The following is a 24216-nucleotide window of genomic DNA, read 5'->3' on the forward strand; positions in this document are numbered from 1 at the left end:
GTTGGCTGGAGTCTGTACGCGGGACGTCAATGGCGCCTGCAGGCTCAGCCCGCCGCGGCCTGCTCGGTCGGATAGACGCCGCGCAGGACCTCTTCGAAATGGGTCTTCACGGCCTCGTTGCACAGGCAGGAGCGGCGCTTCAGCGCGTCGAAGTCCCGCACCATGAAGGCGCCGCGGCGGGTTTCGAGAATGCCCTCGGCCCTGAAGGTCTGGACAACCCGGCTGACGTAGCTGCGGCCGACGCCCAGCAGCGTTGCCAGCTGCTCATGCGTCAGCGGCACGATCGGCTCGCCATCGGTACGGTCCATCGCGGCCACGATCCACTTCGCCGTCCGCTGCTCGATCGAATGGATTGCGTTGCAGGCGGTCGACTGGAACATCTGCGCCAGCATGCAATCGGCGTAGCGCGCGAACACGTTGCGCAGCGTCTTGGATTGCAGCTTGGCGGCCGCCAGGCGGGACAGCGGCAGCCGTGCGAACGGGCCGCCGAACTTGACGACGATCCGTGTGTAGGCCGGCAGGAAGCCTTCGCTGACGATCCCGCCGACGGCGCCCTCGCGGCCGACCAGGATGGTCTCGACGTCGCGGCCATCCTCATTGGGAACGAGATAGGACGTCAGCGCCGGCCCGCAGGGAAAATGCACGATCTGGACGTCGTCACCCGGACTGTAGAGCAGCTCGTTCGGCGTTGCCTCGTCCTCCACCAGATACGGCGAGATCAGCGCGTAGTCGGCCGGACTGAGCCGCCGCAGCAGGTTGTTGTAGGGCCGCTCCCGGCTCAGCGTGGTCACACCTTGGCTCAGCATCGTCATCCCCGTGCGCAACGCATGTGCGTGATCCGTGCACCTTGTGTTCACAAGTGCACCGACACAGGAACTCTGATATGCTGCCTTGGTTCCAGGAACCCGCCAGCGCGCTCGAGAGGAGGCGCCGGCCGCGGGGTCCATCCCTCATCCTGGAACCCGCAGATCCCATGACCAGCTCGCAATCAGGCGTGCCCGAGTTCTATCAGCATGTGCTGGTCGTCGAAGACGACCCCATCATTGCACTCGGACTGGAAGACACGATCACCGACCTCGGCGTTCCCGACATCAGGATCGCAGCCGACGTCGCAACCGCGCTCGCCATGATCGCCGAGCGCGTCCCGCAATTCGCGCTGCTCGATGTCGGCCTGGTCCGCGAAAAGAGCTTTGCGATTGCCGAGCGGCTGACGGCGCTCGGCATTCCCTTCGCATTCTCGACCGGCTATGGCGCCGACCGCGTGCCGGCCGCATTCGCCGACCGGCCGCGGCTGCCGAAGCCTTGCCCGACCGAGGCGCTGGAGGCGGCGCTGCGGCGACGCGATTAGTTGCCGTCGCCGCACGCGGTCGTCTTGCCGCCGAACAACGAGACCTCAGCCCAGCTTCGGATCGAGCGTGGTCGACCACAGCGCGACGTCGGCGCGATCCCGCAGGGTCACGGTCATCTGGCCCGTGGCGCCTTCGATCTTGACGTGGCCGAAGAACTGCATGCCGGCCGACGGCGGCAGATTCTGCTTGTCGAGGCCGGGCGCCTTGATGAAGCGCACCTCGGGGCCGAAGGTGTTGTCGAGCTCGTTCGGACCGAACGTGCCGGCATGCAGCGGGCCGGAGACGAACTCCCAGAACGGCTCGAAGTCCTGAAACTGCGCCTTGTTCGGATCGTAATAATGCGCGGCCGCGTAATGCACGTCCGCCGTCAGCCACACCGTGTTCTGGATCGGCGCCGTCTTGATGAAGCGCAGGATCTCGGCAATCTCGAGCTCGCGGCCGCGCGCCGGGCCGTCACCCTGGGCGATGGCTTCCGAGCCCTTCTTGTTGGCCGCGTCGTCATAGACGATGATGCTGAGCGGCATGTCGGAGGCGATCACCTTCCAGGTCGCGCGGGAATTGAGCAGCGCCTGCTTCAACCAGCGCATCTGCTCCGGCCCGATGAAGTAGGACGCCGGACCATACTTGTCCTCGAGATTGGGACCGTTGGCGCCGCGGTAGCTGCGCTCGTCGAGCACGAACACGTCGAGATGCGGGCCATAGTTGATGGTGCGATAGACTCGGCCCGGCTCGATGATGCTCTCGCGCATCGGATACATCTCGTGGAAGGCGCGCGCCGCGCGGGCCGCGAGCAACTGGATGTTGCGCTCCTTGTAGGCGGCGGGCAGCTCCTTGGACGCCGACCAGTTGTTGGTGACCTCGTGATCGTCCCACTGCACGAAGATCGGCACCTCGGCATTGAAGGCGCGAACATTCTCGTCGAGGAAATTGTATTTGTGGGCGGCACGAAATTCGTCGAGCGTCTCGGCGACCTTGGCCTTCTCTTCCACGGTGAGGTTCTTCCACACCTTGTTGTCCGGCAGCTTCACCTCGGACTTGATCGGACCGTCGGCGTAGATGGTGTCGCCGGAGTGCAGGAAGAAGTCCGGGCGGTGCTTCTTCATCGTCGAGAAGGTGAACATGCCGCCATCATCGGGATTGATGCCCCAGCCCTGCCCCGCCACGTCGCCGCCCCAGACGAACGAGACGTCGCGCTTGTTGCCTGGCGCGGTGCGGAAGCGGCCGGCCACGGCCTCGCTTTCGACCGCGGTATGCGACAGGTCGCGGAACTTGACACGGTAGAAGATGTCCTGGCCGCTCGGAAGGCCGTCGATCAGCATCTTGGCCGTGAAGTCGCTTTCCGGAAGCGCGGCAATCGGAGGCAGCGTACGCGCGTCCTTGAACGATTCGGTGGTCGCCACCTCGACCAGCATGTGCGACGGCCGGTCGGCGCGCGCCCAGACCACGCCACCATCCATGCCGACGTCGCCGGACTGCACGCCATGCGTGATCTGCGGCCGGTCGGCGGCGCGGCTCAGATAGGGCATCGCCAGCGTCGTGACGCCGGCTGCGGCGGCCGTCGACAGGAAGCGGCGGCGGGACAGGGCGGTGTGCGGTCGAGGAATGCGAAGCGTCATGCGGATCTCCTGGTCGGATCGCGCGCGGGAGCCGGCGCGAGCCACGGCCCGGCAGACCTAGAAAAGATTGATGACGCTGGAATTACAATCGCGCCGTGGACAGCGCGTGACGCGGCCGCAGGGCGAACATCGTCCGCCCTCAGGTGCCGGCGGCACGCAACTGCGCGCCGGTTCGCTGCAGATTGGCGGGCATGCTCATCAGGATGAGCTTGCGATCGGCCACCGCGTTGTGGAACTGCTCGAGCGCGATGTTGAACGCGGTCAACGCCGCGTGCTCGATTGCACCGTCCTCGAAGCAGGTCAGCGTGTTGCGCAGGATCTCGTCGGCCTCGCTCTGCAGCTGGTCGAGCTCCTCGGTCGAATCGCTCTTGCGCGCGATCGTGATCATCTCCAGCAGACGATCGCGCAGCGAGGTGTTGATGGTGCGTTCGTCGCGCTTGAGATAGCCGGCGAACCACGCACCGGCCGAACCCATCGCCGAAAGCGCCATCAGGCCCCACCAGATGTAGTCGCTGTAGCGGTCGAGGAAGGTCTTCTCCTCGCCGTTGATGAACGCCGCCGCGCCGGGATGCGCCGGAATCGCGGCGTCCTTGTCGGTGTCGGGGGTCTCGATCTTGGCAGCCAGCGGGAACTCCGACAGCAATTGCTGGCGCACCGAAAACAGCTGATGGGTGAACGCGGACACTGTCGAATCCGACAGGCCTTTGCGCGCCACGATGTGGTGGTTGAAGCTGATGGTCTTCACCTCGTCCTCGGGACGATCGGGCGAGCCGCCAAACGCGCCGGCGGGAATTTCGGTCGATTCATATTCGGGGTGGTTCTGCGCGATCGCTTCGGCCGAATCGATCGCCAGGAAGGTCGGCGTGCCGCCGTCCTTGGTGGCAGCGGCGATCGCATCCGCCGTGATTTTGCTATTGATGGGTCCGGCCGCAAGATAGACGTCCGCCCGCTGGTTGCGCACGGCTTCGGCGGCCTCGGTGATCGGGACTTGGACGATCTCGACCTTGCTGGCGTCGACGCCGTACTGATGCAGGATCACCTTCAGCAAATTGGCGTTCGCCGGGGTCCGACCGATGATGCCGACCTTGTGGCCCGCGAGCTGGGAGATCTTGGTGATCTTGGCGCCCTTGCGACCCTTGCCCTTGCCGCCCGGAGGCACCCAGAGCACGGCGACGTTCTTGCGCAGCGTCGCCACGGCCTGCGCGTTCTTTGGGACCTCGAGGTCACCCCGGACGATCGCGAGATCAACCTTGCCTGCGGCCAGCGCCTGCGCGCTCTGTGCGGCGCCCTCGGTCGGAACCGGCCGCAGCCTGACGGAGGCGTGCGACTGGGAAAAGGCCTGGGTCAGGGCCTGGACGACCTTCAGGTCGTCGCTGTTGGGCGGACCGACCGCGATCTTGAGCACCACGGGACGCATCGCGAAATAGTAGGCACCCGTCAAAGCGCCGACGACCGCAAGGATCCCGGCGATGACGATGAACACGGCAGGGCGCATCCGTGAGCGCTGCGCTGGCGTGGTCTGAGTATCTACCAGATCCCGTCCTCCGGTGGTCCCAGGCCCGGGCGATGCCACAGGCGGCTTCGTCTGGCCACGTCGTCCTTCAATAGAGCCGAACTGTAGCAAATTTCTTGTCCGCCCGGGGTGACATCTGCGTCATGGTTACCATCGCACCAGTCGCCGGAGGATCGGGGCAGTTCCAAGCGCCTCCGGCATCGCGCCTGTGACAAGGCTCTGATCGGGATGCGTTTTCGGTTAGTCTTGGCAACCGGACACCAGCGCGATCCAGCCGGAGGTAGCCCCGCGATCACCCGGATGCCGCCACGTGTCCGGTCGATTGCAGCACAAGAGGAGATCGAGATGCCGCAACCATTGTCGACGGAGGCACGCGCCACCGCCTTGCGGGAGCTTCCCGGCTGGTCTGAGGCGCAAGGCCGTGAGGCCATCGCCCGCACGTTCACATTCACAGACTTCAACGAAGCCTTCGGCTTCATGACCCGCGTCGCCCTGGTCGCTGAAAAGGCTGACCATCATCCCGAGTGGCGCAACGTCTACCGCACCGTCGAGGTGGTCCTCACGACCCATGACGCAGGCGGCGTGACCATGCGCGACATCGCGCTCGCCAAGGCGATGAATGCGATCGCCGCGACGATGCGCGGCTGAGATCTTCGCGACGACGGCACGCGCCTTGCGGCCGGCGCCGCCATCACCACATCCGAGGGCGAGGACCGCGCCCCCAGCGCCGTCGGGAACCGGAGATCGGACATCATGTCGGATGCGACCGACTACAGCGTTGGCTTCGAGCCCGCGGAGCGGCTGGCCCGGGATCGCGAGACCCTTCGCCGTCGTTTCTGGATCAAGTTCAAGAAGGTTGTCGCGCGGCTGCCATTCGCCGAGGAGCTGCTTGCGGCGTATTACTGCGCCTTCGACAAGGAGACACCCCGGCACGTACAGGTCGCCCTGCTCGGCGCCATCGCCTACTTCGTCGTGCCGTTCGACTTCATGCCTGACGTGTTGCCCATCCTCGGCTTCACCGACGACGCGGCGGTGCTCGCCACCGCCATCCGCATGGTCGCTTCGCACATCACGCCCGACCATCATGCGGCAGCCCGCGCCGTACTCGCGCGGCTGGCGGCAGACAAGAACGCTGACGGCGAGAATATCGGCTGACGGCGGCTCCGGCCGGCAAGCCGGGCGCCCGCAGTCAGCGCATCGGAAGGGCACAACAGCAAAAAGCCCCGCATCCGCGGGGCTTTTCTCCTGATGGGACTTCGTCGAACGCTACGAGCTCAGCGCTGGCCGCGCGCCTGGGCGCGGGCGCTGCCGGTCTTCTCGGCCTCCCAGGCCTGGTACTGCTTGAACAGCGCCTCGCGGTCGGCCTCGCTCGGCATCGCCCTGCCGGCGCTGCTCTGCTTCAGGAAGTCATCGAAGCGGTCGCGCTGTGCGCCTTCCATGGCGTGGCTCTCCAGCCATTTGCTGGCGGACGGCAGCCGCTGCCAGCCGGCGAGCGGCGCCGAAAGCGAAACCTCCTTCCACTTCGGATGGAACGGCGGATTCTGGAATGCCGGGAATTTGGTGAAGAAGGCGTCGACGAAGGTCGCGAGCTTGCGATAGCGGTCGGTGTTCGGCGCCCAATTATAGGCGGCGAGCACGGCCGGCACCGCGATCGTGTCGACCTTCTCGCCCTCGGCGATCAGGTTCGGGTAGTCCTTCGCCGTCAGGGTCGCCGGCAGATAGTCGGTCTGCAGCGGTCGATCGTAGTCGACGTTGACGAGATGGAAGCGGCCGTCGTTCACGAAGGTCGAGACCGACTTGTAGGGCTTGCCGCCGACCACGATGACGGCATCGAGCTCGCCGCGCTTCAGCTTCTCCATCGCGATGCGCTGCTCGATGTAGGCGAAGTTGGCGCGCAGGCCAAGCCGCTCGAACACCGTCAGCGCCGTGACGAAGGTGCCGCCATTCGGCAGGTCGACGCTGACGCGGCGGCCCTCGAGATCACGCAGGTTGCGCACCGCGCGCGGCGCGATCACCTGCATCTCTTCATTGTAGAGCTTGGTGACGTAGGTGAACTGCCGCTTGATGTCCTTGGCGAAACCCTTGCGCTCAAGGTAGTCGAGCGTATCGGCGCGGACGACGCCGAGATCGACGCCCTGCAGGAACAGGATGTCGGCCACGCTCTGCACCGAGCCGCGGCCGACGATCGGCAGGACGCGCAGATTGTTGCCGTCGTCGAGCAGCGAGGCCAGATCGGCGCCGAACTGCACATAGGTGCCGCCAATGGTGCCGGTGATGAGCGTCACCGTGTTGGCGTTCAGCGCCTGCTTGGTCTGCACCGAGCCGAACTGGAAGATCGCCTTGAGGCTGTCGCTCACCTTGGCGGGGTCGAACTCGCCTTCCTCGGCGTGGGCAGCGAAACCGCACGCTATCATCATTGCGGCCAGGGCCGCTCCAACAAGACGTCGCATCTGTCCCCCTTGATCTAAGGCTGGCACATGTTTGCGAGCCGGAACGCGGGCAGCGCCAAGTCTCGCCTGGCATCGCCCATGAACAGACTCGAAAATCACGCGTGAAACAAAAAAATGAAACGAGGCGGCATCGCTGCCGTCACGAGCGTTCAGTTCTGCAGTTGATCGAGCCTGCGCTGCGCTTCAGCCGAGCCGAGCTGGGCGGCGCGGCGGTACCAGTTGCGAGCCGCAGCCGGATCGGCATTGATGTTGCGGATGTCCTTCGTCCCCAGCACGTGGGGATCGTAGGTCTGCGCAAGCATCAGCGCCGCGGCCGGTTCTTGCGCCTCGGCCGCGCGCTCCAGCAGCAGTCGGGCCGGCGGGATGTCGCCCGCGGCCAGCAGGCTCTTGGCGCGTTTCATGATGCCCGCGAGTTCGTCGGGATCTAGCCGGCGGACCTGCGCGGGCGGCGGAGCGGCGGTCACGGCGCCGAGGCCGGGTGCGACGATTGCCGATCCGGCGCCCGGCGAATTGATCGAGGATGGCTCCATCGCGCTCGGGGCCGGCGCGGACGGTGCCGTGGCGAAGCTCGGTGGTGCTGCAACCGGCGCGGGCTGCGTCACACTGCGATTCTGCAGCGCTGTCTGGTAGGCGTTGGCGATGTCGTCACGCGTCGGGGCCACGGCTGCCGTCTGCACCGGCGCCGCCGCAGCCGGCGGCTCGGCGGGCGGCAGTCGCGCCGGCTCGTTCAGCTGCATGTCGCGCGCGGTGAGCTGCGTGTTGGTGGCCTGCGGCGGGGCCGTCGGGTCCGGCGTGGCGCCGATGATGGAAGCCTTGGCACTGGCGATCAGGTCGCGCGTCGCATCCGAGGTGACAAGCGCGAAGAGCACCGCGACGCCGGCCGCAGCCACCACGGCGAGAAGAATCCGGGACGAGACCGAGACGCGGCGGGTCCGCTCCGGCCACTGGTCCTCGAAATGCGTGCTGTCGATCTGGTTGCCGCTCTCATACTCAGAGAGGAACATCGGCATCGATTCGTCGTTTGGATAGTTATCCTGGGTCGACCGGCCGAAACGATAGCTCGGGGGGCGCTCCTGAGGGAGTTCGTCGGGGAAAGGCCTGAAGTCAGGCTCCGAAGGAGTTCTGTTGTTGAAACGCCCGCGCGTCGTCCGCTCAGCCATGGCCTTCATCCCCATCTCAACTTCACGCAACATACTTTTAGTCCCAAGCCCGTCAGAAGCTCGAGACACGTCACGATTGCCAGAGGCACCCCACTGCCGACAACTAATTGACTAATTGAATCCGACTAAAAGTGGACGAGAGCCGGCATGATTCTGGAAACATTTTGATCTGATTGTGGCAACGCACGTGCGACATCGCACGGCACCAAATCCAGAAACGTCGTGATAACAACGGCCAAGCCTCAAATTAACCACGCCATAATGTGGCGCGGTTGCGTTAACCAAGAAACGCTCGTTTTCGGATTTTCTGCTTCCGGTTGCGAATCCGTGGCGCCGGCGCGGCAGCCCGCCGAACAAATTTGCGACCGCCGCGCAGCGCGCGGATGTCACAGCGACGCCGGGCCGGCTCGAGCATTCCATCGGCACAACAGCCGGGGCACTGCTCGGTTTGGTTGCACGGATCAGGGCGAGGCTATCCCGGGGAGTACAGCCCCCCGGGGGCCTTCATTGCGCGACGTCCTCAGGGGTGCAGGATCACCTTGCCCATCGCCTGGCGGCCGGCCAGCACCTTCAAGGCATCGGCGGTCTGAGCCAGCGGGAAGGTGCGGTCGACGTGCGACGACAGCTTGCCCTCCGCGGTCCACTGCACGAGCTTTTCGAGGTTGGCGCGGTTCTTGGCGGGGTTGAGTCGGGTCCAGGCGCCCCAGAACACGCCGCGGATATCACAGCCCTTCAGAAGCGCGAGGTTCAGCGGCATCTTCGGGATGTCGCCGGCGGCGAAGCCGATCACCAGGAATCGGCCCTCCCATGCGATGGAGCGCAGCGCTGCCTCGGCGTAGGCGCCTCCGACGGGATCGAAGATGATGTCGGCACCCTTGCCGTCGGTGAGCCGCCGCAGTCCCTCCTTGAGATCCTCCTTGGCGTAGTTCAACGTCAGCGTCGCGCCGTGCTGCCTGGCAAATTCGAGCTTCTCGTCCGAAGAGGCACAGGCGATGACCTTCAACCCCATCAGCTTGCCGAGCTCGCAAGCCGCCAGGCCGGTGCCGCCGGCGGCGCCAAGCACGGCCAGCGTCTCGCCCGGTTTCGGACTGGCACGATCCTCCAGCGCATGCAGCGCAGTGCCGTAGATGATGATGATGCCGGCGGCGCGATCGAAATCGAGATTGTCCGGAATCTTGACGATCGACGCGGCCGGCAGCGCGATCTTTTCGCGCGCGCCGTTGTGGCCGCAGGAGGCAACGACACGGTCGCCGACCTTCAGTTCGGTGACGCCATCGCCGACGCTCTCGATGACACCCGCGACCTCCGCACCCGGCGAGAACGGGAACGGCGGCTTGATCTGGTACTTGCCTTGGATCATCAGGATGTCGAAGAAGTTCAGCGCCGCCGCCTTGATCGCAATCACGGCCTCGCCGGGACCGGCCACCGGATCTGGCACCTCGGTGAGGACGAGATCGTCGGGCTGACAGAATTGCGAGCAGAGAATGGCTTTCATAGGCGCTCCTTGGTCGTTGCCGCCGGATCGAGGTCCGGCTTTGGGAACGTCATGCCGGATTTGCCGCCGCGCCACAATCATCATCAGGCCGCGGCAGGTGCGCGGCGCCGCGCCAGGGACGCGGAGCGCCGGACAATCCGGCTCTGCGGCCTTTGCAAGCGGTGCATTTAGCCGCTATCCATCGCGACCACGGTCAGCGATTCCGGGCCATTATCCAGTCACAATATTGGTGGAACGAAGTCGCGGGGGAACTCAACGTATCATGTTGTTCGGGCGATTGTTGACAACGCTGGTCGGCGGCGTGCTGCTGTTCGGAGCTCCGAGCCTCGTAGCGGCACAGAGCGCCGCGCCAAAGGCCGCAGCTCCGCATCCGAAGGCCGCACCGAAATCGGAATCGAAGCCGGCCGTTCCCAACATCGGCGGCGCGGAACCGACGCTGATCGGACAGTTCGGCGGCTGGGGCGCCTATACCGCGATGCCCGGCGGCAAGAAGGTCTGCTTCGCGCTGGCCAAGCCGACATCCTCCAAGACCAATCCGCCCAACCGTCCGCGCGATCCCGCCTATGCCTTCGTGTCGACCCGGCCCTCCGAGAAGGTCTTCAACGAGGTCTCGATCATGATCGGCTATGCGCTGAAGCCGGGATCCGACGCCACGGTAGAGGTCGGCGGAGCCTCCTATGCCATGTATACCCAGGGCGACGGACTTTGGATCAAGAACGCCGCGGAGGAAGAGCGGATGGTCGATGCCATGCGCAAGGCGCCCGAGGCCGTGGTCAAGGGCGTCTCGGCCAAGGGCACGGAGACCACCGACGTGTTCTCACTGAAGGGCCTCGCCCAGGCGCTCGACCGCATCGCGCAGGATTGCCGCCGGTAGACGGCGGCCGCCGGTACCGCTCGTCAGGCGGGTCGCATTTGCCGGCCGGATCGTTATATAAACCCGCTGAACGCCTTCGGCCGCCGCGGCCGGGCAGCACTTTGGGCCCATCGACATGGCAACGACTGCCGGGCTGCGCGACTCCTCTGCGCCCCTCGAAAAGACTCCGCTCGAAACCTACGTCCCGCCGGCGAAGCCCTCGCTGATCGGCCTGTCACGCGCGGAGCTGGCAGCAAGGCTCGGCCAGGTCGGAGTGCCAGAGCGCCAGCAGAAGATGCGGGTGCAGCAGTTGTGGCACTGGATCTATTTCCGGGGCGCCAGGTCGTTCGACGAGATGACATCGGTATCGAAGGACACACGCACCGCGCTGGCCGAACATTTCACGGTCGACCGTCCCGAGGTCGTGGCCGAGCAGATCTCCAACGACGGCACCCGCAAATGGCTGCTGCGGCTGCCGAGCGGCGACAATCTGCAGAAGGCGCACGAGGTGGAGTGCGTCTACATTCCCGAGACCGATCGCGGCACGCTCTGCGTCTCCTCCCAGGTCGGCTGCACGCTCAACTGTTCGTTCTGCCACACCGGCACGCAGCGGCTGGTGCGCAACCTGACGGCCGGCGAAATCGTCGGCCAGGTCATGGTGGCGCGCGACCGGCTGAACGACTGGGCCGACCGCGAGACCCCGCTCGGCAACCGGCTCATCACCAACATCGTCATGATGGGAATGGGCGAGCCGCTGTACAATTTCGACGCGGTGCGCGACGCGCTGCTGATCGTCTCGGACAACGAGGGCATCGGCATCTCGCGCCGCCGCATCACGCTGTCGACCTCCGGCGTGGTGCCGAACATCAAGCGCGCCGGCGAGGAGATCGGCGTGATGCTGGCGATCTCGCTGCATGCCGTGCGCGACGAACTGCGCAACGAGCTGGTGCCGCTCAACCGCAAATATCCGATTGCCGAGCTGCTGCAGGCCTGCCGCGACTATCCCGGCGCATCCAACGCGCGCCGCATCACCTTCGAATATGTGATGCTCAAGGGCGTCAATGATTCGCTCGACGACGCCCGCCTGCTGGTCAAGTTGCTGAAGGGCATTCCGGCCAAGATCAACTTGATCCCGTTCAATCCCTGGCCCGGCTCGGCGTATGAGTGCTCGGACTGGGAGCAGATCGAGAAGTTTTCGGAATACGTCTTCAACGCGGGCTATTCGTCGCCGGTGCGCACGCCGCGCGGCCGCGACATCCTCGCCGCCTGCGGCCAGTTGAAGTCGGAGACGGAGAAGCTGTCCGCGCGGGAGCGTCAGGCACTGCGCGCGATGGCGATGACGGATTGATGATTGATCGCGCCTGCATCTCCGAGCGAGATCGTCATGCCCGGGCTTGACCCGGGCAGCCAGCGATTCATCGACCGAGTGATGGATGGCCGGCTCGAGCCGGGCCATGACGAGCGAAGAAAGCGGGGCCTCGCTTGGGTAACACGGGTCTAAAGCCATGGCGCTGATCGGTCGTCTCGTCGTGATCGCGTTCGCGTTTCTTGCCGCGTGCTTCCTCGCGGGGCTGATCGTGGTGACCGCGGTCCTGTTTCCGGAGTTCTCCGATCTCGGCAATGGCCCGATCGATCAGGGCGCGTTCGAGGTCATCATCGGCTTCGGCTTCATCTTCGTGTCGGGCTTCGCGCTGATCCCGGCGCTGCTGATCGCACTGATCACCGAGGCTTTCTCGATCCGCAGCGTGCTCGCCTACGCGATCGGCGGCGGCGTGGTCGGCGCAGCCTGCTATCTCGGCCTGGTCCCGTTCGATCCCGAGACCTTCCGGTTCGAGGGCATCGTGCGTCGCCATCTCGAGATCCTGACCGGGGCCGGCATCGTCGGCGGACTGGTCTATTGGCTGATTGCCGGCCGCAACGCCGGCCGCTGGCGCGAGCCGTCGCCGCGCCTGCCGCCACCGCCGCCATTGCCGTCGGGATCGCCACGTTGAGCCGCCGGCCTTTCCATCGCCATCCGCTTTCGCTAAACCGCGCGCCATGAACCGGACCGGCCTCTTCATCGCATTGTCGCTCGCGCTCGTCATCGGCGTGCTGTTCGGCGTCTTTCCCGAGCTCGACCTCAAGCTGGCCGCGCTGTTCTACGATCCGCGCACGCACAGCTTCCCCGTGAAGCTCGACGGCTATGCTGCGTTCGCGCGCGATGCCGCGATGTGGGTCGCCTGGGGCATCGCGCTGCCGTCCATCGTTGCGCTCGTCGTGAAGCTCGTCCGTCCCGACCGGCCGCTGCTGGTGAAGGGCCGCACCGTGGCGTTCCTGCTGCTGACCTTATCGCTCTCGGCCGGCGTGCTCACCAACTTCACCTTCAAATCCTATTGGGGCCGGCCGCGCCCGGTTGTCGTGGCCGAGTTCGGCGGCGACATGCAGTTCGTGCCGTGGTGGGATCCGCGCGGCGGCTGCGGCCGCAACTGCTCGTTCTTCTCCGGAGAGGGAGCCACCGCATTCTGGACCCTGGCGCCGGCCGGGCTGACGCCGCCCGCGATCCGGCCCGTCGCCTACGGCGCCGCCGTCCTGTTCGGCATCGCCACCTCGGTGTTGCGGATGGCGTTTGGCGGACATTTCTTCACCGACATCGCCGCGGCCGGCCTCGTCACCTTCATCGTGATCTGGCTGCTGCACGGCTACATCTACCGCTGGCCGTCCACCCGCCTCACCGACGCCGGCATCGACGCCGCCCTGACCCGCTTCGCCTGGCCGGGCTTCCGCCTGATGCGCCGGCTGTTCGGCCGCCGTACCGCGGATACCAGCCCCGCAGCCTGAGCGCGGGCCGGTCACCCTCAGTCGCCATTAAAGGCGTGCCCAGCAACGCAAAATCTGTTATTCGCGCCCGAATTTCTGAACGGCGCAGCCACAAACACGGTTGGACTCTCCCATGACCACGATCCTGAAAAGCCTGCCCAAGGGCGAGAAGGTCGGCATCGCCTTTTCCGGCGGTCTCGACACCAGCGCCGCGCTGCTTTGGATGAAGCAGAAGGGCGCGCGTTGCTTTGCCTACACGGCAAATCTCGGGCAACCTGACGAGTCCGACTACGACGAGATCCCGCGCAAGGCGGTGAGCTTCGGGGCCGAGAAGGCGCGCCTCGTGGATTGCCGCACTCAGCTGGTGCATGAGGGCATCGCCGCGATTCAGTCGGGCGCCTTCCACATCTCGACCGGCGGCATCACCTATTTCAACACCACCCCGCTCGGCCGCGCCGTCACCGGCACCATGCTGGTCGCCGCGATGAAGGAGGATGGCGTCAACATCTGGGGCGACGGCTCGACCTACAAGGGCAACGACATCGAGCGCTTCTACCGCTACGGCCTGCTGACCAATCCGAGCCTCAAGATCTACAAGCCCTGGCTCGACCAGCAGTTCATCGACGAGCTCGGCGGCCGCGCCGAGATGTCGGCCTTCCTCACGGCCAACGGCTTCGACTACAAGATGAGCGCCGAGAAGGCGTATTCGACCGACAGCAATCTGCTCGGCGCCACCCACGAGGCCAAGGATCTCGAGAGCCTCAGCAGCGGCATCCGCATCGTCAATCCGATCATGGGCGTGCCGTTCTGGCGCGAGGATTGCGCCGTGAAGCCGGAGACCGTCGTGGTCCGCTTCGAGGAGGGTCAGCCGGTCGCGCTGAACGGACAGAGCTTCAGCGATCCCGTGGCGCTGTTCCTGGAGGCGAACGTGATCGGCGGCCGTCATGGTCTCGGCATGAGCGACCAGATCGAGAACCGCATCATCGAGGCCAAGAGCCGCGGCATCTACGAGGCGCCGGGCATGGCTCTGCTGCACATCGCCTATGAGCGGCTCGTCACTGGCATCCACAACGAGGATACGATCGAGCAGTACCGCATCAGCGGCATGCGCCTCGGTCGCCTGCTCTATCAGGGCCGGTGGTTCGATTCGCAGGCGCTGATGCTGCGCGAGACCGCGCAGCGCTGGGTGGCGCGCGCCGTCACCGGTGAGGTGACCCTGGAGCTGCGCCGCGGCAACGACTACTCGATCCTCAACACCGAGAGCCCCAATCTGACCTACCAGCCGGAGCGGCTGAGCATGGAGAAGGTCGAGGACGCCGCGTTCACGCCTGCCGACCGCATCGGCCAGCTGACGATGCGCAATCTCGACATCACCGACACCCGCTCCAAGCTGAAGCTCTATTCGGACACGGGGCTGCTGTCGGGCGCGGACGGCGCTCAGATCTTCCAGCTCGGCCACGACAAGGGCTGAGTTGGAGCTGTCGAGCGCATCCGCGCCGTCTCCACCGCTGTCGTCCCTGCGAACGCAGGGACCCATATCCACCGACTGACACGGTGAGAGCCGGCTGCGGCTCCAGCCATCGCAAAACTGGATCCTGTGAGTATGGGTCCCCGCGTTCGCGGGGACGACACCGAACAGGACGGAACGGATTGCCGCTTACAAAAATGGCCGGGATCGCTCCCGGCCATTTTCATTTTCGCTCAGTCGCGTCTCACCGCGGCGGCGCGACGCCCGGAGGTGGCGGCGGCAGGGCGGCCTGGCCGCCATTGAGCAGCGGCGTGATGCGGCGGACCGTGACGCGGCGGTTGATGCGGCTCGGCCCCTGCGTCTGCTCCTTCAGGTACTGCGCGCCGTAACCCTGCGAGGTCAGGTTCTCGGCCGGCACGCCGAACTGCTGCGTGAGCAAGGTGGCGGCCGACTCGGCGCGGCGATCCGAGAGCGACAGATTGTCGGTGTCGTTGCCGACCGCGTCGGTGTGGCCCTCGATCAGGAAGACCTCGCGCGGGTTGCGCTGGATCGCCTGGTTGAGGCCGTCGGCGATGACCTGCAGCTTCGCCACCTGGTCGGGACTGATCTCCCACGATCCGGTCTCGAAGGTAATCGTGTTGAGATCGATCGACGGCATCAGCTGTCGCACCGATGGGGAGTAGCGGACCTCGTCGAGCGAGTAGCGGCGCTGGACGCGCTCCACCGGCGGCGCGATCAGCGTGTCGTAGATGACATCCGGCTCGGCCTCATCCGCGTCGACGATGTAGCGGTTGTAGGGGATGCGGATCTCCGGCGGCGGCAGGTCGACGTAGAAGCCGCCGACCGCCTGGGGATCGCGGTAGGTGTTGTCGATGATGATGATCTCGCGGCCGCCGATGTCGCGGCGGATGCGGCGCAGCAGCCGGCCGTCCGGCGCGGTGATCGTGACGATCTGGCTACCGTCGGGACGGATCACCACCGTGCGCGTCTCTCCCCGCTCCTGCTGGACGCGGATGTCCCGCGCGCCGTAGCGGAAGCGCTCAAGCTCGTCATGACGCACGAACTCCTGACCGCTCGGATCGCGCACGATGACGCGGCCCGGCTCGTAGATCAGCGTGCGACCGCCCTCCTGGACCTCGCGGCGCTGGCCGCGGAAATCGTCCAGCCGCTGCGGCCCCGCCAACGGCGCGCCGGGCGCGATCGGCGTGAGCTGCTGTGCCGTCGGCGGCGGCGGCGCCGGGATGGGCGCAGTGACCTGCGGCGGCGGCCGATTGGACATGGCCGGGGGGCCGGCTGGCGGCACAGCGCCAGGACCGGCCTGCGGCGCGCCGGCGGGTCCCGGACCCGGTCCGGCAGCACCAGGACCTGCCGCCGGAGGCGGACCACCCGGGGCTCCTGGGGGCGTCCCCGGACGTCCGCCGGGCGGGCTCCCGGCTGCGGGCGGCGTGCCTTGCTGCGACGGCGTCTGGGTGGCCGGAGGCGCGGGTGGCGCCGGCGGAGTTCCCGGAGCAGGCGCGACGGTGCCGGCCGGCGGCGTCGGCGCGCCGCGTGGCGGGGGTGCTCCCTGGGGAGCACCAGGCGGCGGAGCGCCGGCACCTGGCTGTGTCGGCGGCCGCTGCCCGGGGCCAACCGGAGGAGCCGGCGTCGGCTGCGGAGACGGCGCCGCGGACGGAGCCGGCGAGTGCGCAGGCGGCGACGCGTTCCCGGCCGCTGGCGACGAAGGCGGGGGTGTCACGGCTGACGGCGGCGTTCCCGGCCGCAGGTTCGGTGCCGGACTCGGCGGAGGTGGCGGGGCGGGCGTGGCTACGGGCGGCGTGGGCGGCGTTGGACGCGCGGGAGCAGCCGTCGGCGGGGGCGCAGGCGGAGTCGCAGGACGTGCTGGCTCACGCGGCGGCCCCGGCGGAGGCGCTGGAGGCGGCGGCGTATGCACCGGCGGAGCCGCAACAGGTGGCGCTGGACGCGCCGGCGGAGGTGCAGGCGGCTCAGCCCGTGGAGGCGGCGGTGCCGAATGTGGCGGCTCAGCCCGCGGCGGCGGAGCAGCCGGACGTGGTGGCTCGGCCCGTGGCGGAGGGGGCGGTGGGGGCGCCGGACGCGGCGGCTCGGCCCGCGGCGGAGCAGGCGGTGGTGGAGGGGGTGCGGGACGCGGGGCCGCTGCCGGTGGCGGCGCGGGCGGTGGAGGCGCTGGGCGTGGAGCAGCGGCCGGCGGCGGCGCGGGAGGCGGCGGAGGCGCAGCCTGATGCGGTGGCGGCGCGCCTGGGCCAGGTCGCTGCGGCTGCCCCTGCGGCTGCTGTTTCGGCCGGCCGTCTGGACCGACTTCGCCGCCGCCCGGGCCTTGGGCGACGATCATCGGCGTCCCCTGCGCATGGGAGCCGGAGCTCATTAGTTGCATCGCCGACAGCGCAGTCGTCGCCAGCAGCAGGACGCGAAGTTTGCTCATGTGTCTTGTTTTCCCGGAACGATCTTTTTCAAGCACGGAGAGATCAACAAGTATGCGTTAGGCCGGATTGTGGCGCAGTTCAAATCCGCAGGGGGATTTATTTCGACGCGAAGCCACCCCCGCAGGGCCGCCATTCAGGTTTCATTCAGCCTTGATTTTCAAGGGCTTGGCGCAGCCGCAGGGCTGCGGGACAGGCCCGCGACCAAGCCCCTGGCGGGCGATCATCATGACCGTCCAAACGCGGTCAATCCGTGGCCGGATTCGGTGTGGTGGGACCAAGCGGCCCCCGGCCGGGGATTTCGTCCGGCATCTGCCCCGGCAGCTCGCGCGGCGGCGCCGGCGCATCGGGTTCGTAGACCGGCGGCGGAATGTCGGGCTGCGGATTGCCGACGGGATCCTCCGGTGGCGGTTCGACCGGGCGGCCCGGCGTCGCCGGCGGAATCTCTGGCGGTTCGATCGGCATCACATCGCGACCTTTCGATTGTCGCCGAGGTCGGGACGCGTGCCTGTCACCGCGGCCGCCGCCATCTTGACGTAGCTCACGACCGTGCCGGGGGAATCCCAGAATTCGGCGTCGTCGGGCGTGATCTTCAAGAGGCGGATGTTCGGATCCTCGGCGCTGTCCCACCAGGCCTTGGCCGGCGTCGAGAACAGCTCCCGGATCTTGCCGCGATCGTTGGAAATGGCCGCCGTACCCGTGAGCGACACGTACTTCTGGTTGCCGGCGTCCGCGAACGACAGATTGACCTGCGGCGATCGCGCGATCTCCTCGTCCTTGTGATGCCGCGCGTCAGTGAGAAAATAGATCATGTTCTCGCCGCGCGCGAGATACGCGCTCATCGGCCGTGCCCGCAGCCTGTCACCGTCGCGGGTGACCAGCATCGCAAAGCCGATCTTCTTCATCAGGTCCCAAACGCGGTCCTGGTCGCGCGCGTCGTCATTGCTCATGGTCGGCTCCCTCAATGTCAGGGGCGACAACGCCGCGTGGGGCGCCGATGTTCCGGACGCGCCCGGGGAAAGCGAACGCCATTCAGCCGCGCAGCAGCAGCGTATTGCTGCGCGTGCGGCCGCTCTCACGGTAACCGCGACCGAGCATGTCGGCGAGACAATCGTTCTGCCATTCGTCGCGCGACAGGTGTTCGATGACGACGGCACGCGGCCATAACGCGGCAGGCGCGTCACGGAAGAAGCCGGTCAGCACGCGGTCCTCAAAACCTTCCACGTCGATCTTCAGCGCATCAACCCTGGCCGCTCCGGCCTGTGCGAGAATGGTCTGCAGCCGCAACGACGGCACCTTGAACGCCTCCGCTCCGGCCTCGCCGGTCACGATGTGACTGGCGCCGAGATTGTCCCCATCGGTCTCGATCAGCACCTCGCCATCGCTCTCACCCGCTGCCACCGCGAGCAGCCTGACCTGGGGCAGCGCGGACGCAGCACGGTTGAAGCTCAGCCGCGCATGCGTGACCGGATGCGGCTCCACTGCGATCACGAGGCCATCAGGCCCGACGTGACGGGCAAGCGGCAAGGCGAACGTTCCGACATTGGCGCCGACATCCACCACCACGCCGCCCGGCGGAACGTGGCTGCGCAGGAAATCCAGCTCCTCGCGATTGTAGTCGGGATTGAACAGTGCACCGCGCTCGGTCGCACTGACCTGATGGTAGAAGCGGAAATTGGCGCCCTGATAGCCGACGTCGACAGGGCCAGCTCCGAGCATGTTGACGACACGCGTCAACATCGGCCGGAACGCGCCGCGCTTCAGCCCGGAGCCGTGCGCCATGCGGATCACCAGCGCCTGGGCGGCATTCGGAGCAAAGGCACCAAAGGGGGGCGGAGAAGGATCGTTGTCGGGCGTCAAGGTCGCGTCCTGGGCTGAGGGCGACGTGTGATAGCCGGTTTCGCCGCGATCTCCAATGCAGGCGGCGTGGCCGCATTGTGTCGTCGCCAGGACCGCGCTGAGGCAACGTCCGAGCCGTTCAGGCCGCCTTGCGCTGACGCAGGAAGCGGCCGATGAGGCGACGCTTTCCCTTGCGCGGAATGAGATCGATGTCGCTGACGAGCTTGGCGCCGCCCTTGCGCCGTTCGAGCACGATCTTGCGGCTGTGGAAGGCCTCGAGCTCCGCCCGATGCGCCACGCTGACGATGGTCGCCTTCGGCAGCTCGCTCGTCACCATCTCCATCATCTTGTCCTGGCTCTTCTCGTCGAGCGCGGAGGTGGCTTCATCGAGCACGACGATGTCAGGGCTGTGGAGCAGCAGGCGCGCGAAGGCGAGACGCTGCTTCTCGCCGCCGGAGAGCGTCTGATCCCAGGGCGCGTCCTCCTCGATCTTGTCCTTGAGATGGTCGAGACCGACCTTGTGCAGGGCTTCGCCGACCTGCGCCACGCTCCAATCCTCGGCAGCCCCGGGATAGGCGACGGCCCGGCGCAGGGTGCCCGATGGCACGTAGGGTCGCTGCGGCAGCATGAACAGCTTGCGGTCGGGGTGGAAGTTGATGCTGCCGCCGCCCCACGGCCACAGCCCGGCGATGGCGCGCACGAGCGTGCTCTTTCCGGTGCCGGATTCGCCCGCGACGAGCAGGCGCTCGCCGGGATCGACCACGACCTCGGTCTCGCCGACCACGGCGGTGCCGTCGTCGAGCGTCACCTGCAGATCATTCAGACTGAGCATCGCGTCGCCGGTGGTCTCGCCGCGCTTGATGCGGCCGATGCCGTCGCCTCTCTCGGCACGTTCCAGCGCATCGAGCGACATCATCAGCGAGGCGATGCGGCGGGCACAGGCATTCCAATCCGCGAGCCGCGGATAGTTGTCGACCAGCCAGCCGAACGCGGTCTGCACGATCGTGAACGCGCTCGCCGCCTGCATCACCTGCCCGAGCGTCATGCTGCCGTCGAGGAATTTCGGCGCGCACAGCAGCAGTGGCACGACAGGGGCGATGAGGCTGGAGCCCTGCGACACCAGGGTGGTGCGCATGTGCTGGCCGGCGAGCCGCGCCCATTGCTGCAGCACGTTACCGAACGTCCGGTCGATGCCGGCGCGCTCTTCGGTCTCGCCGCCGAGCAGGGCGATGCTCTCGCCGTTTTCGCGGACGCGGGTCAGAGTGTAGCGGAAATCGGCCTCGGCCTGGTTCTTGTCCTCGGAGACCTGCACGAAGCGGCGGCCGATCGTCATGATCGAGCCCGAGGCGATGGCGGCGTAGGCGATCGCGGCAATGACCAGAAAACCGGGAATGGTGATCTCGGTGGCGCCGAGATGCAGCGTCAGCGCGCCGCCGATGGTCCAGAGCACGACGATGAAGGTCGCAGCCGACAGCAGCGCCGAGGTCACGCCGGCGATGAAGTCGACCGGCGAATCGGTCGCGATGCGCAGGTCCTCGGCGATCCGGTATTCCGGATTCTTGTGGTCGCCGCTGACGAGATTGAGCTGATAGTAGCGCCCGCTGGCCAGCCAGCGGGTGACGACGCTGTTGGTCAGCCAGGCGCGCCAGCGCCGCTGGATCGACATGCGCGCATAGACCTGGGCGACCCCGAGTATGACGCTGCCGATCGCGAGCGGGAAGAAGATCGCGGTGAGATGAAAGACCGTCGCCGAATCGCGTTTCTCGATCGCATCGAAGATCGACCGATTCCAGACGTTGATGCCGTACTGAAATCCGACAGTCGCAACGATCAGGAACAACAGCCCGATCGTGAATGCCCACGCCAGACGGTCGCCGCTCTGACCCCAATAACCGCGGGCGCTGATCCAGAACCGCGTCAGCAGATAGCGCTTGCGCAGCTGCTCTGCCTCTTCGGGCGACAGCTCCGGATCAGGCTCCACCAGTTCGGGCGGCGGCGGCTCAACCTGGGCGCCATTCTCGGCCGCGATCTCGATGATCGGCGCCTTCTCGGGCGCCTGTGCCGGCGGCCGCGCGGTGTCCTGAACCTGTCCCATCGCGCGATAACAGCAGTGCGAACAGAAGGTTCCCGGCCTGGTTCCCGCGCGATGCGCGCCGGTTTCAGGGCACCTGCGTGTTCGGCGCCATTGGTGGGGCGCGATACAGCGGCACCGGAACGACCTTGTTCAGCACGCGCGACAATTCCTCGATCGAATAGGGTTTGCGCAGCAGCTCGAAGCCATGCGTGCCCTGCTGCGCCAGCACATGGCTGTAGCCACTCGCGAGCACGACCGGCACGTTGAGCTCGAGCCGCCTGATTTCCTCGGCAAGTTCCAGCCCAGTCATGCCGGGCATCACGACATCGGTGAAGACGACGTCGAACCGGCTGGTGCCGCTGATCAGCTCCTCCAGCGCGTCTCTGGCGTTGTCGACCAGCGTGGTCCGATAGCCGAGCTCGGCCAGCGCTTCGGTCGCCGACCTGCCGACGTCGATGTTGTCCTCGACCACCAGCACCGACATGCCTCGACCGTCGATCGGCTCCGCATGGCTGCCGTCCTCGCCGCGCTGCACCTGGGCTGGAGCGACGCGCGGCAGATAGAGCGTGAACGTCGCGCCGCGGCCCGGCTGGCTCATGACCCCGATTTCGCCGCCGGACTGCTTCGCGAAGCCGAAGACCTGCGAGAGACCGAGGCCGGTGCCCTGGCCGATGGTCTTGGTCGTGAAGAACGGCTCGAAGATGCGTCCGAAATGCTCCGACGGGATGCCGACGCCGGTGTCCTGGACGGTGATGGCGACATAGCCCAGCGGCGGACGGTCGTGCGGCGCCGCCGGCGTCGGCAGCGCCGCTGCAGGGGCGACGGTGATGCTGAGACGTCCCTGGCCGGCCATCGCATCGCGGGCATTGACGGCCAGGTTGATCAGTGCCGTCTCGAACTGGCCAGCGTCGGAATTGACGTAGCACGGCTCGTCGGGAACGGAGACCGCGACCTCGACGCGTGACCCGACCAGGGTCTTGGTCATGTCGCGCAGGGTGACGACGCTGCGGCAGATGTCGAAGACCTCCGGCTTCAGCGTCTGGCGACGGGCGAACGCGAGGAGCTGCGACGTGAGCTTCGATGCGCGCGCCACCGTATCCGAGATCGCGTCGATATAGCGCTGCCGCCGTTCATCAGCCAGATTCGGCCGGCGCAACAGGTCGGCTGAGGCCCGGATCACGGTCAGCAGATTGTTGAAGTCGTGCGCAACGCCGCCGGTCAATTGTCCGAGCGCCTCCATGCGCTGACCGTGCTTGAGCGCATCCTCGGCCTCGAGGCGGCGGGCGGCCTCGACATGCAGGCGCTCGGTCCGCCGCTGGGCAAGGGCCAGGAAGACGATGAGCAGCGCGGTTGCCGGGATGCCGAAGATGAGATGCCGGCCGATCGTGCCGAGCCAGCGGTTGCGGATGGTCGACGTCGCAAGCCCTGCCGAGACGTAGACGGGATAGCCGCCGAGCCGCTGATACCCGACGAGACGCTCGACGCCATCGACCGGCGAGATCTCGGTGACGAGCTGCTCCGTATCTGCGGCCCGGGCGGCGATGTCGCTGGGCCCCGCAGCCGCCCTTCGCCCGCCGGCCGGGAAGCGCGCCAGAACGAGACCATCGAAGCGGCGCAGCGCGAAGTAGCTGCCGGGCGCCCGGCCGATCCGGGCATAGAAGTGCTCGAAATAATCCGGAAGCACCGAGGCCTGGATGATACCGGTGAAGCTGCCGTCGTCGCTCTGGCGGCGGCGGCTGATGCTGAAGAACGGCGCGCCTTGATAGGGCGGCCGCGGCGTCAACTGCGCGCCGATGAAGGTGCCGATGCTGTCCTTGACGTGGGCGCTGAAGTAGTCGCGGTCGAGGAACGTCATGTCCGGCGCCGGATAGATCATGCTGTTGACCAGCGGCCGGCCATTGGCGTCGAACACCCAGGCGGACTTCATCTGCGGGAGCGCGTCCGACAATTGTCGCAACCGGGCATGCAGCACCTGCTCGCGCGCCTTGATGTCGGCATCCGACAGATCGCGGACGACCTCGTCGATCTCCGAGAGGCTGCGCTCGATCGTCTCGAACACCTTCAGCGCGTGCTCGTGGACGATTTCGAGCGAGCGGCGGATCTCGCGATCGGCCTCCTCATACGTCGTGCCGTGGGATACGTAGGCCGTGATCACGAACAGCGCGACGGGAAGCGCGAGGGACGCGACCATCATCCAGCGCAGCATCGTCATCGATTTGCGTTGTGCGGTCTGCACGGTCGCTCCGGCTTCAAAGGGCCACGAGCTTAACGCAATCGACGGCAGCTACAAACTAGCCGCGCCCGAAACTTGCAGCGGTATCGGGCGCGGAAGGTGAGATCGAAAGCCGCCCGTCAGGCTAGATCTGCCGCTCGACCAGCTTGAACTTGAGTTCCGCGATCGCCTCGGCGGGGTTGAGCCCCTTCGGGCAGGCCTTGGCGCAGTTCATGATGGTGTGGCAGCGGTACAGCCGGAACGGGTCCTCGAGATTGTCGAGCCGCTCGCCGGTGGCTTCGTCCCGGCTGTCCTTGACCCAGCGCGTCGCCTGCAGCAGAGCGGCGGGTCCGAGATAGCGCTCGCTGTTCCACCAGTAGCTCGGGCACGAGGTCGAGCAGCAGGCGCACAGGATGCACTCGTAAAGGCCGTCGAGCTTCTCGCGATCCTCGTGGCTCTGCCGCCATTCCTTCTGCGGCGTCGGCGAGGTCGTCTTCAGCCACGGCTCGATCGAGGCGTATTGCGCGTAGAAATTGGTGAGGTCCGGCACCAGGTCCTTCACGACAGGCTGATGCGGCAGCGGATTGATCTTGACCGCGCCGTCCTTCACGTCGTGCATCGACTTGGTGCAGGCCAGCGTGTTCTGGCCGTCGATATTCATCGCGCAGGAGCCGCACACGCCCTCGCGGCAGGAGCGGCGGAAGGTGAGCGACGGATCGATGTGGTTCTTGATCCAGATCAGCCCGTCCAGCACCATCGGGCCGCAATCGTTGACGTCGACGTAGAAGGTATCGACGCTCGGATTCTTGCCGTCGTCCGGATTCCAGCGATAGACCTTGAACTCGCGGACCTCGGTGGCGCCGGCCGGCTTGGGCCAGGTCTTGCCGCCGGTGATCTGAGAATTCTTCGGAAGTGCGAACTCAGCCATTTCGGAAGGCCTTCTTGGGTTTGACGGA

The 24216-nt window shown here is 66.7% G+C and carries 21 protein-coding genes; 8 read left to right on the top strand and 13 right to left on the bottom strand.

Annotated elements, in window-relative coordinates:
- Positions 1–44: 44 nt before the first annotated feature.
- The gene (locus QX073_RS15190; protein WP_315716746.1) at positions 45–806 is read right to left on the bottom strand and encodes a Crp/Fnr family transcriptional regulator; all 762 of its coding nucleotides are present in this window, start codon (positions 804–806) and stop codon (positions 45–47) included.
- 167 nt (positions 807–973) lie between these two features.
- On the opposite strand from QX073_RS15190, the gene QX073_RS15195 reads away from it, so the two are divergent.
- On the top strand, positions 974–1348 hold the full coding sequence (locus QX073_RS15195; protein ID WP_316225973.1) for a response regulator: 375 nt from the start codon (positions 974–976) through the stop codon (positions 1346–1348).
- A gap of 45 nt (positions 1349–1393) precedes the next feature.
- On the opposite strand, the gene QX073_RS15200 is transcribed toward QX073_RS15195, so the two are convergent.
- Together QX073_RS15200 and QX073_RS15205 are read right to left on the bottom strand one after the other, a co-directional pair.
- Complete coding sequence (locus tag QX073_RS15200; protein ID WP_316203395.1) at positions 1394–2965, bottom strand: alkaline phosphatase D family protein; 1572 nt, start codon at positions 2963–2965, stop codon at positions 1394–1396.
- A 139-nt stretch (positions 2966–3104) separates the two neighbouring features.
- On the bottom strand, positions 3105–4448 hold the full coding sequence (locus QX073_RS15205; protein ID WP_315750546.1) for a TAXI family TRAP transporter solute-binding subunit: 1344 nt from the start codon (positions 4446–4448) through the stop codon (positions 3105–3107).
- A 330-nt stretch (positions 4449–4778) separates the two neighbouring features.
- On the opposite strand from QX073_RS15205, the gene QX073_RS15210 reads away from it, so the two are divergent.
- Positions 4779–5126 carry a 4a-hydroxytetrahydrobiopterin dehydratase gene (locus QX073_RS15210; RefSeq protein ID WP_316193776.1) on the top strand — a complete coding sequence of 116 codons (348 nt, stop codon included), beginning with the start codon at positions 4779–4781 and terminating at the stop codon, positions 5124–5126.
- Between the two features lie 105 nt (positions 5127–5231).
- Positions 5232–5633 (top strand): YkvA family protein, encoded by a 402-nt coding sequence (locus tag QX073_RS15215; protein ID WP_315716752.1) that lies wholly within the window; start codon positions 5232–5234, stop codon positions 5631–5633.
- A gap of 119 nt (positions 5634–5752) precedes the next feature.
- Here QX073_RS15215 and QX073_RS15220 read toward each other — a convergent pair whose 3' ends face one another.
- The 3 genes from QX073_RS15220 to QX073_RS15230 all read right to left on the bottom strand — a co-directional run bounded on the left by QX073_RS15220 (position 5753) and on the right by QX073_RS15230 (position 9583).
- Positions 5753–6928 carry a TAXI family TRAP transporter solute-binding subunit gene (locus QX073_RS15220; protein WP_315716753.1) on the bottom strand — a complete coding sequence of 392 codons (1176 nt, stop codon included), beginning with the start codon at positions 6926–6928 and terminating at the stop codon, positions 5753–5755.
- 149 nt (positions 6929–7077) lie between these two features.
- Positions 7078–8088 (bottom strand): hypothetical protein, encoded by a 1011-nt coding sequence (locus QX073_RS15225; protein ID WP_315716754.1) that lies wholly within the window; start codon positions 8086–8088, stop codon positions 7078–7080.
- A 520-nt stretch (positions 8089–8608) separates the two neighbouring features.
- Complete coding sequence (locus QX073_RS15230; protein ID WP_315750543.1) at positions 8609–9583, bottom strand: NADPH:quinone oxidoreductase family protein; 975 nt, start codon at positions 9581–9583, stop codon at positions 8609–8611.
- A gap of 262 nt (positions 9584–9845) precedes the next feature.
- Here QX073_RS15230 and QX073_RS15235 point away from each other — a divergent pair, with 262 nt between their 5' ends.
- The 5 genes from QX073_RS15235 (at position 9846) to argG (ending at position 14703) form a co-directional block, all read left to right on the top strand.
- Complete coding sequence (locus QX073_RS15235; RefSeq protein WP_315716756.1) at positions 9846–10457, top strand: invasion associated locus B family protein; 612 nt, start codon at positions 9846–9848, stop codon at positions 10455–10457.
- Between the two features lie 115 nt (positions 10458–10572).
- Entirely contained in the window at positions 10573–11784 is a 1212-nt protein-coding gene (gene rlmN / locus QX073_RS15240) for a 23S rRNA (adenine(2503)-C(2))-methyltransferase RlmN (RefSeq protein ID WP_315750541.1), read from the top strand.
- Positions 11785–11941: 157 nt separating this feature from the next.
- Positions 11942–12427, top strand: a complete 486-nt coding sequence (locus tag QX073_RS15245; protein ID WP_315750540.1) for a hypothetical protein — start codon at positions 11942–11944, stop codon at positions 12425–12427.
- Positions 12428–12473: 46 nt separating this feature from the next.
- Complete coding sequence (locus QX073_RS15250) at positions 12474–13253, top strand: phosphatase PAP2 family protein (RefSeq protein WP_316225974.1); 780 nt, start codon at positions 12474–12476, stop codon at positions 13251–13253.
- A 112-nt stretch (positions 13254–13365) separates the two neighbouring features.
- Positions 13366–14703, top strand: a complete 1338-nt coding sequence (gene argG, locus QX073_RS15255) for an argininosuccinate synthase (protein ID WP_315750539.1) — start codon at positions 13366–13368, stop codon at positions 14701–14703.
- Between the two features lie 241 nt (positions 14704–14944).
- Here argG and QX073_RS15260 read toward each other — a convergent pair whose 3' ends face one another.
- The 7 genes from QX073_RS15260 to QX073_RS15290 form a co-directional block, all read right to left on the bottom strand.
- Positions 14945–17137 (bottom strand): OmpA family protein, encoded by a 2193-nt coding sequence (locus QX073_RS15260; protein ID WP_315750538.1) that lies wholly within the window; start codon positions 17135–17137, stop codon positions 14945–14947.
- Positions 17138–17381: 244 nt separating this feature from the next.
- Complete coding sequence (locus QX073_RS15265; protein WP_316225975.1) at positions 17382–17600, bottom strand: hypothetical protein; 219 nt, start codon at positions 17598–17600, stop codon at positions 17382–17384.
- Entirely contained in the window at positions 17600–18085 is a 486-nt protein-coding gene (locus QX073_RS15270; protein WP_315825706.1) for a pyridoxamine 5'-phosphate oxidase family protein, read from the bottom strand. The genes QX073_RS15265 and QX073_RS15270 overlap by 1 nt, the downstream gene beginning before the upstream one ends.
- A gap of 82 nt (positions 18086–18167) precedes the next feature.
- Positions 18168–18995: an FkbM family methyltransferase gene (locus QX073_RS15275; RefSeq protein WP_316225976.1), complete on the bottom strand. Its 828-nt coding sequence runs from the start codon at positions 18993–18995 to the stop codon at positions 18168–18170.
- A 118-nt stretch (positions 18996–19113) separates the two neighbouring features.
- Positions 19114–21069 carry an ABC transporter ATP-binding protein/permease gene (locus tag QX073_RS15280; RefSeq protein ID WP_315750534.1) on the bottom strand — a complete coding sequence of 652 codons (1956 nt, stop codon included), beginning with the start codon at positions 21067–21069 and terminating at the stop codon, positions 19114–19116.
- Positions 21070–21133: 64 nt separating this feature from the next.
- Positions 21134–23284: an ATP-binding protein gene (locus QX073_RS15285; protein WP_316193784.1), complete on the bottom strand. Its 2151-nt coding sequence runs from the start codon at positions 23282–23284 to the stop codon at positions 21134–21136.
- 121 nt (positions 23285–23405) lie between these two features.
- On the bottom strand, positions 23406–24188 hold the full coding sequence (locus QX073_RS15290; protein WP_315716769.1) for a succinate dehydrogenase iron-sulfur subunit: 783 nt from the start codon (positions 24186–24188) through the stop codon (positions 23406–23408).
- Between the last annotated feature and the right edge of the window lie 28 nt (positions 24189–24216).

This window comes from Bradyrhizobium sp. SZCCHNS3052 (genome assembly GCF_032484495.1).
In the GTDB taxonomy this organism is placed as follows: Bacteria; Pseudomonadota; Alphaproteobacteria; order Rhizobiales; family Xanthobacteraceae; genus Bradyrhizobium.

Bases quoted from the DNA above. Each gene is read 5' to 3' on its own strand.
- QX073_RS15190 (WP_315716746.1), bottom strand. From the start codon at position 806: ATGCTGAGCCAAGGTGTGACCACGCTGAGCCGGGAGCGGCCCTACAAC.
- QX073_RS15195 (WP_316225973.1), top strand. From the start codon at position 974: ATGACCAGCTCGCAATCAGGCGTGCCCGAGTTCTATCAGCATGTGCTG.
- QX073_RS15200 (WP_316203395.1), bottom strand. From the start codon at position 2,965: ATGACGCTTCGCATTCCTCGACCGCACACCGCCCTGTCCCGCCGCCGC.
- QX073_RS15210 (WP_316193776.1), top strand. From the start codon at position 4,779: ATGCCGCCACGTGTCCGGTCGATTGCAGCACAAGAGGAGATCGAGATG.
- QX073_RS15215 (WP_315716752.1), top strand. From the start codon at position 5,232: ATGTCGGATGCGACCGACTACAGCGTTGGCTTCGAGCCCGCGGAGCGG.
- QX073_RS15220 (WP_315716753.1), bottom strand. From the start codon at position 6,928: ATGCGACGTCTTGTTGGAGCGGCCCTGGCCGCAATGATGATAGCGTGC.
- QX073_RS15225 (WP_315716754.1), bottom strand. From the start codon at position 8,088: ATGGCTGAGCGGACGACGCGCGGGCGTTTCAACAACAGAACTCCTTCG.
- QX073_RS15230 (WP_315750543.1), bottom strand. From the start codon at position 9,583: ATGAAAGCCATTCTCTGCTCGCAATTCTGTCAGCCCGACGATCTCGTC.
- QX073_RS15235 (WP_315716756.1), top strand. From the start codon at position 9,846: ATGTTGTTCGGGCGATTGTTGACAACGCTGGTCGGCGGCGTGCTGCTG.
- rlmN (WP_315750541.1), top strand. From the start codon at position 10,573: ATGGCAACGACTGCCGGGCTGCGCGACTCCTCTGCGCCCCTCGAAAAG.
- QX073_RS15245 (WP_315750540.1), top strand. From the start codon at position 11,942: ATGGCGCTGATCGGTCGTCTCGTCGTGATCGCGTTCGCGTTTCTTGCC.
- QX073_RS15250 (WP_316225974.1), top strand. From the start codon at position 12,474: ATGAACCGGACCGGCCTCTTCATCGCATTGTCGCTCGCGCTCGTCATC.
- argG (WP_315750539.1), top strand. From the start codon at position 13,366: ATGACCACGATCCTGAAAAGCCTGCCCAAGGGCGAGAAGGTCGGCATC.
- QX073_RS15260 (WP_315750538.1), bottom strand. From the start codon at position 17,137: ATGAGCAAACTTCGCGTCCTGCTGCTGGCGACGACTGCGCTGTCGGCG.
- QX073_RS15265 (WP_316225975.1), bottom strand. From the start codon at position 17,600: ATGCCGATCGAACCGCCAGAGATTCCGCCGGCGACGCCGGGCCGCCCG.
- QX073_RS15270 (WP_315825706.1), bottom strand. From the start codon at position 18,085: ATGAGCAATGACGACGCGCGCGACCAGGACCGCGTTTGGGACCTGATG.
- QX073_RS15280 (WP_315750534.1), bottom strand. From the start codon at position 21,069: ATGGGACAGGTTCAGGACACCGCGCGGCCGCCGGCACAGGCGCCCGAG.
- QX073_RS15290 (WP_315716769.1), bottom strand. From the start codon at position 24,188: ATGGCTGAGTTCGCACTTCCGAAGAATTCTCAGATCACCGGCGGCAAG.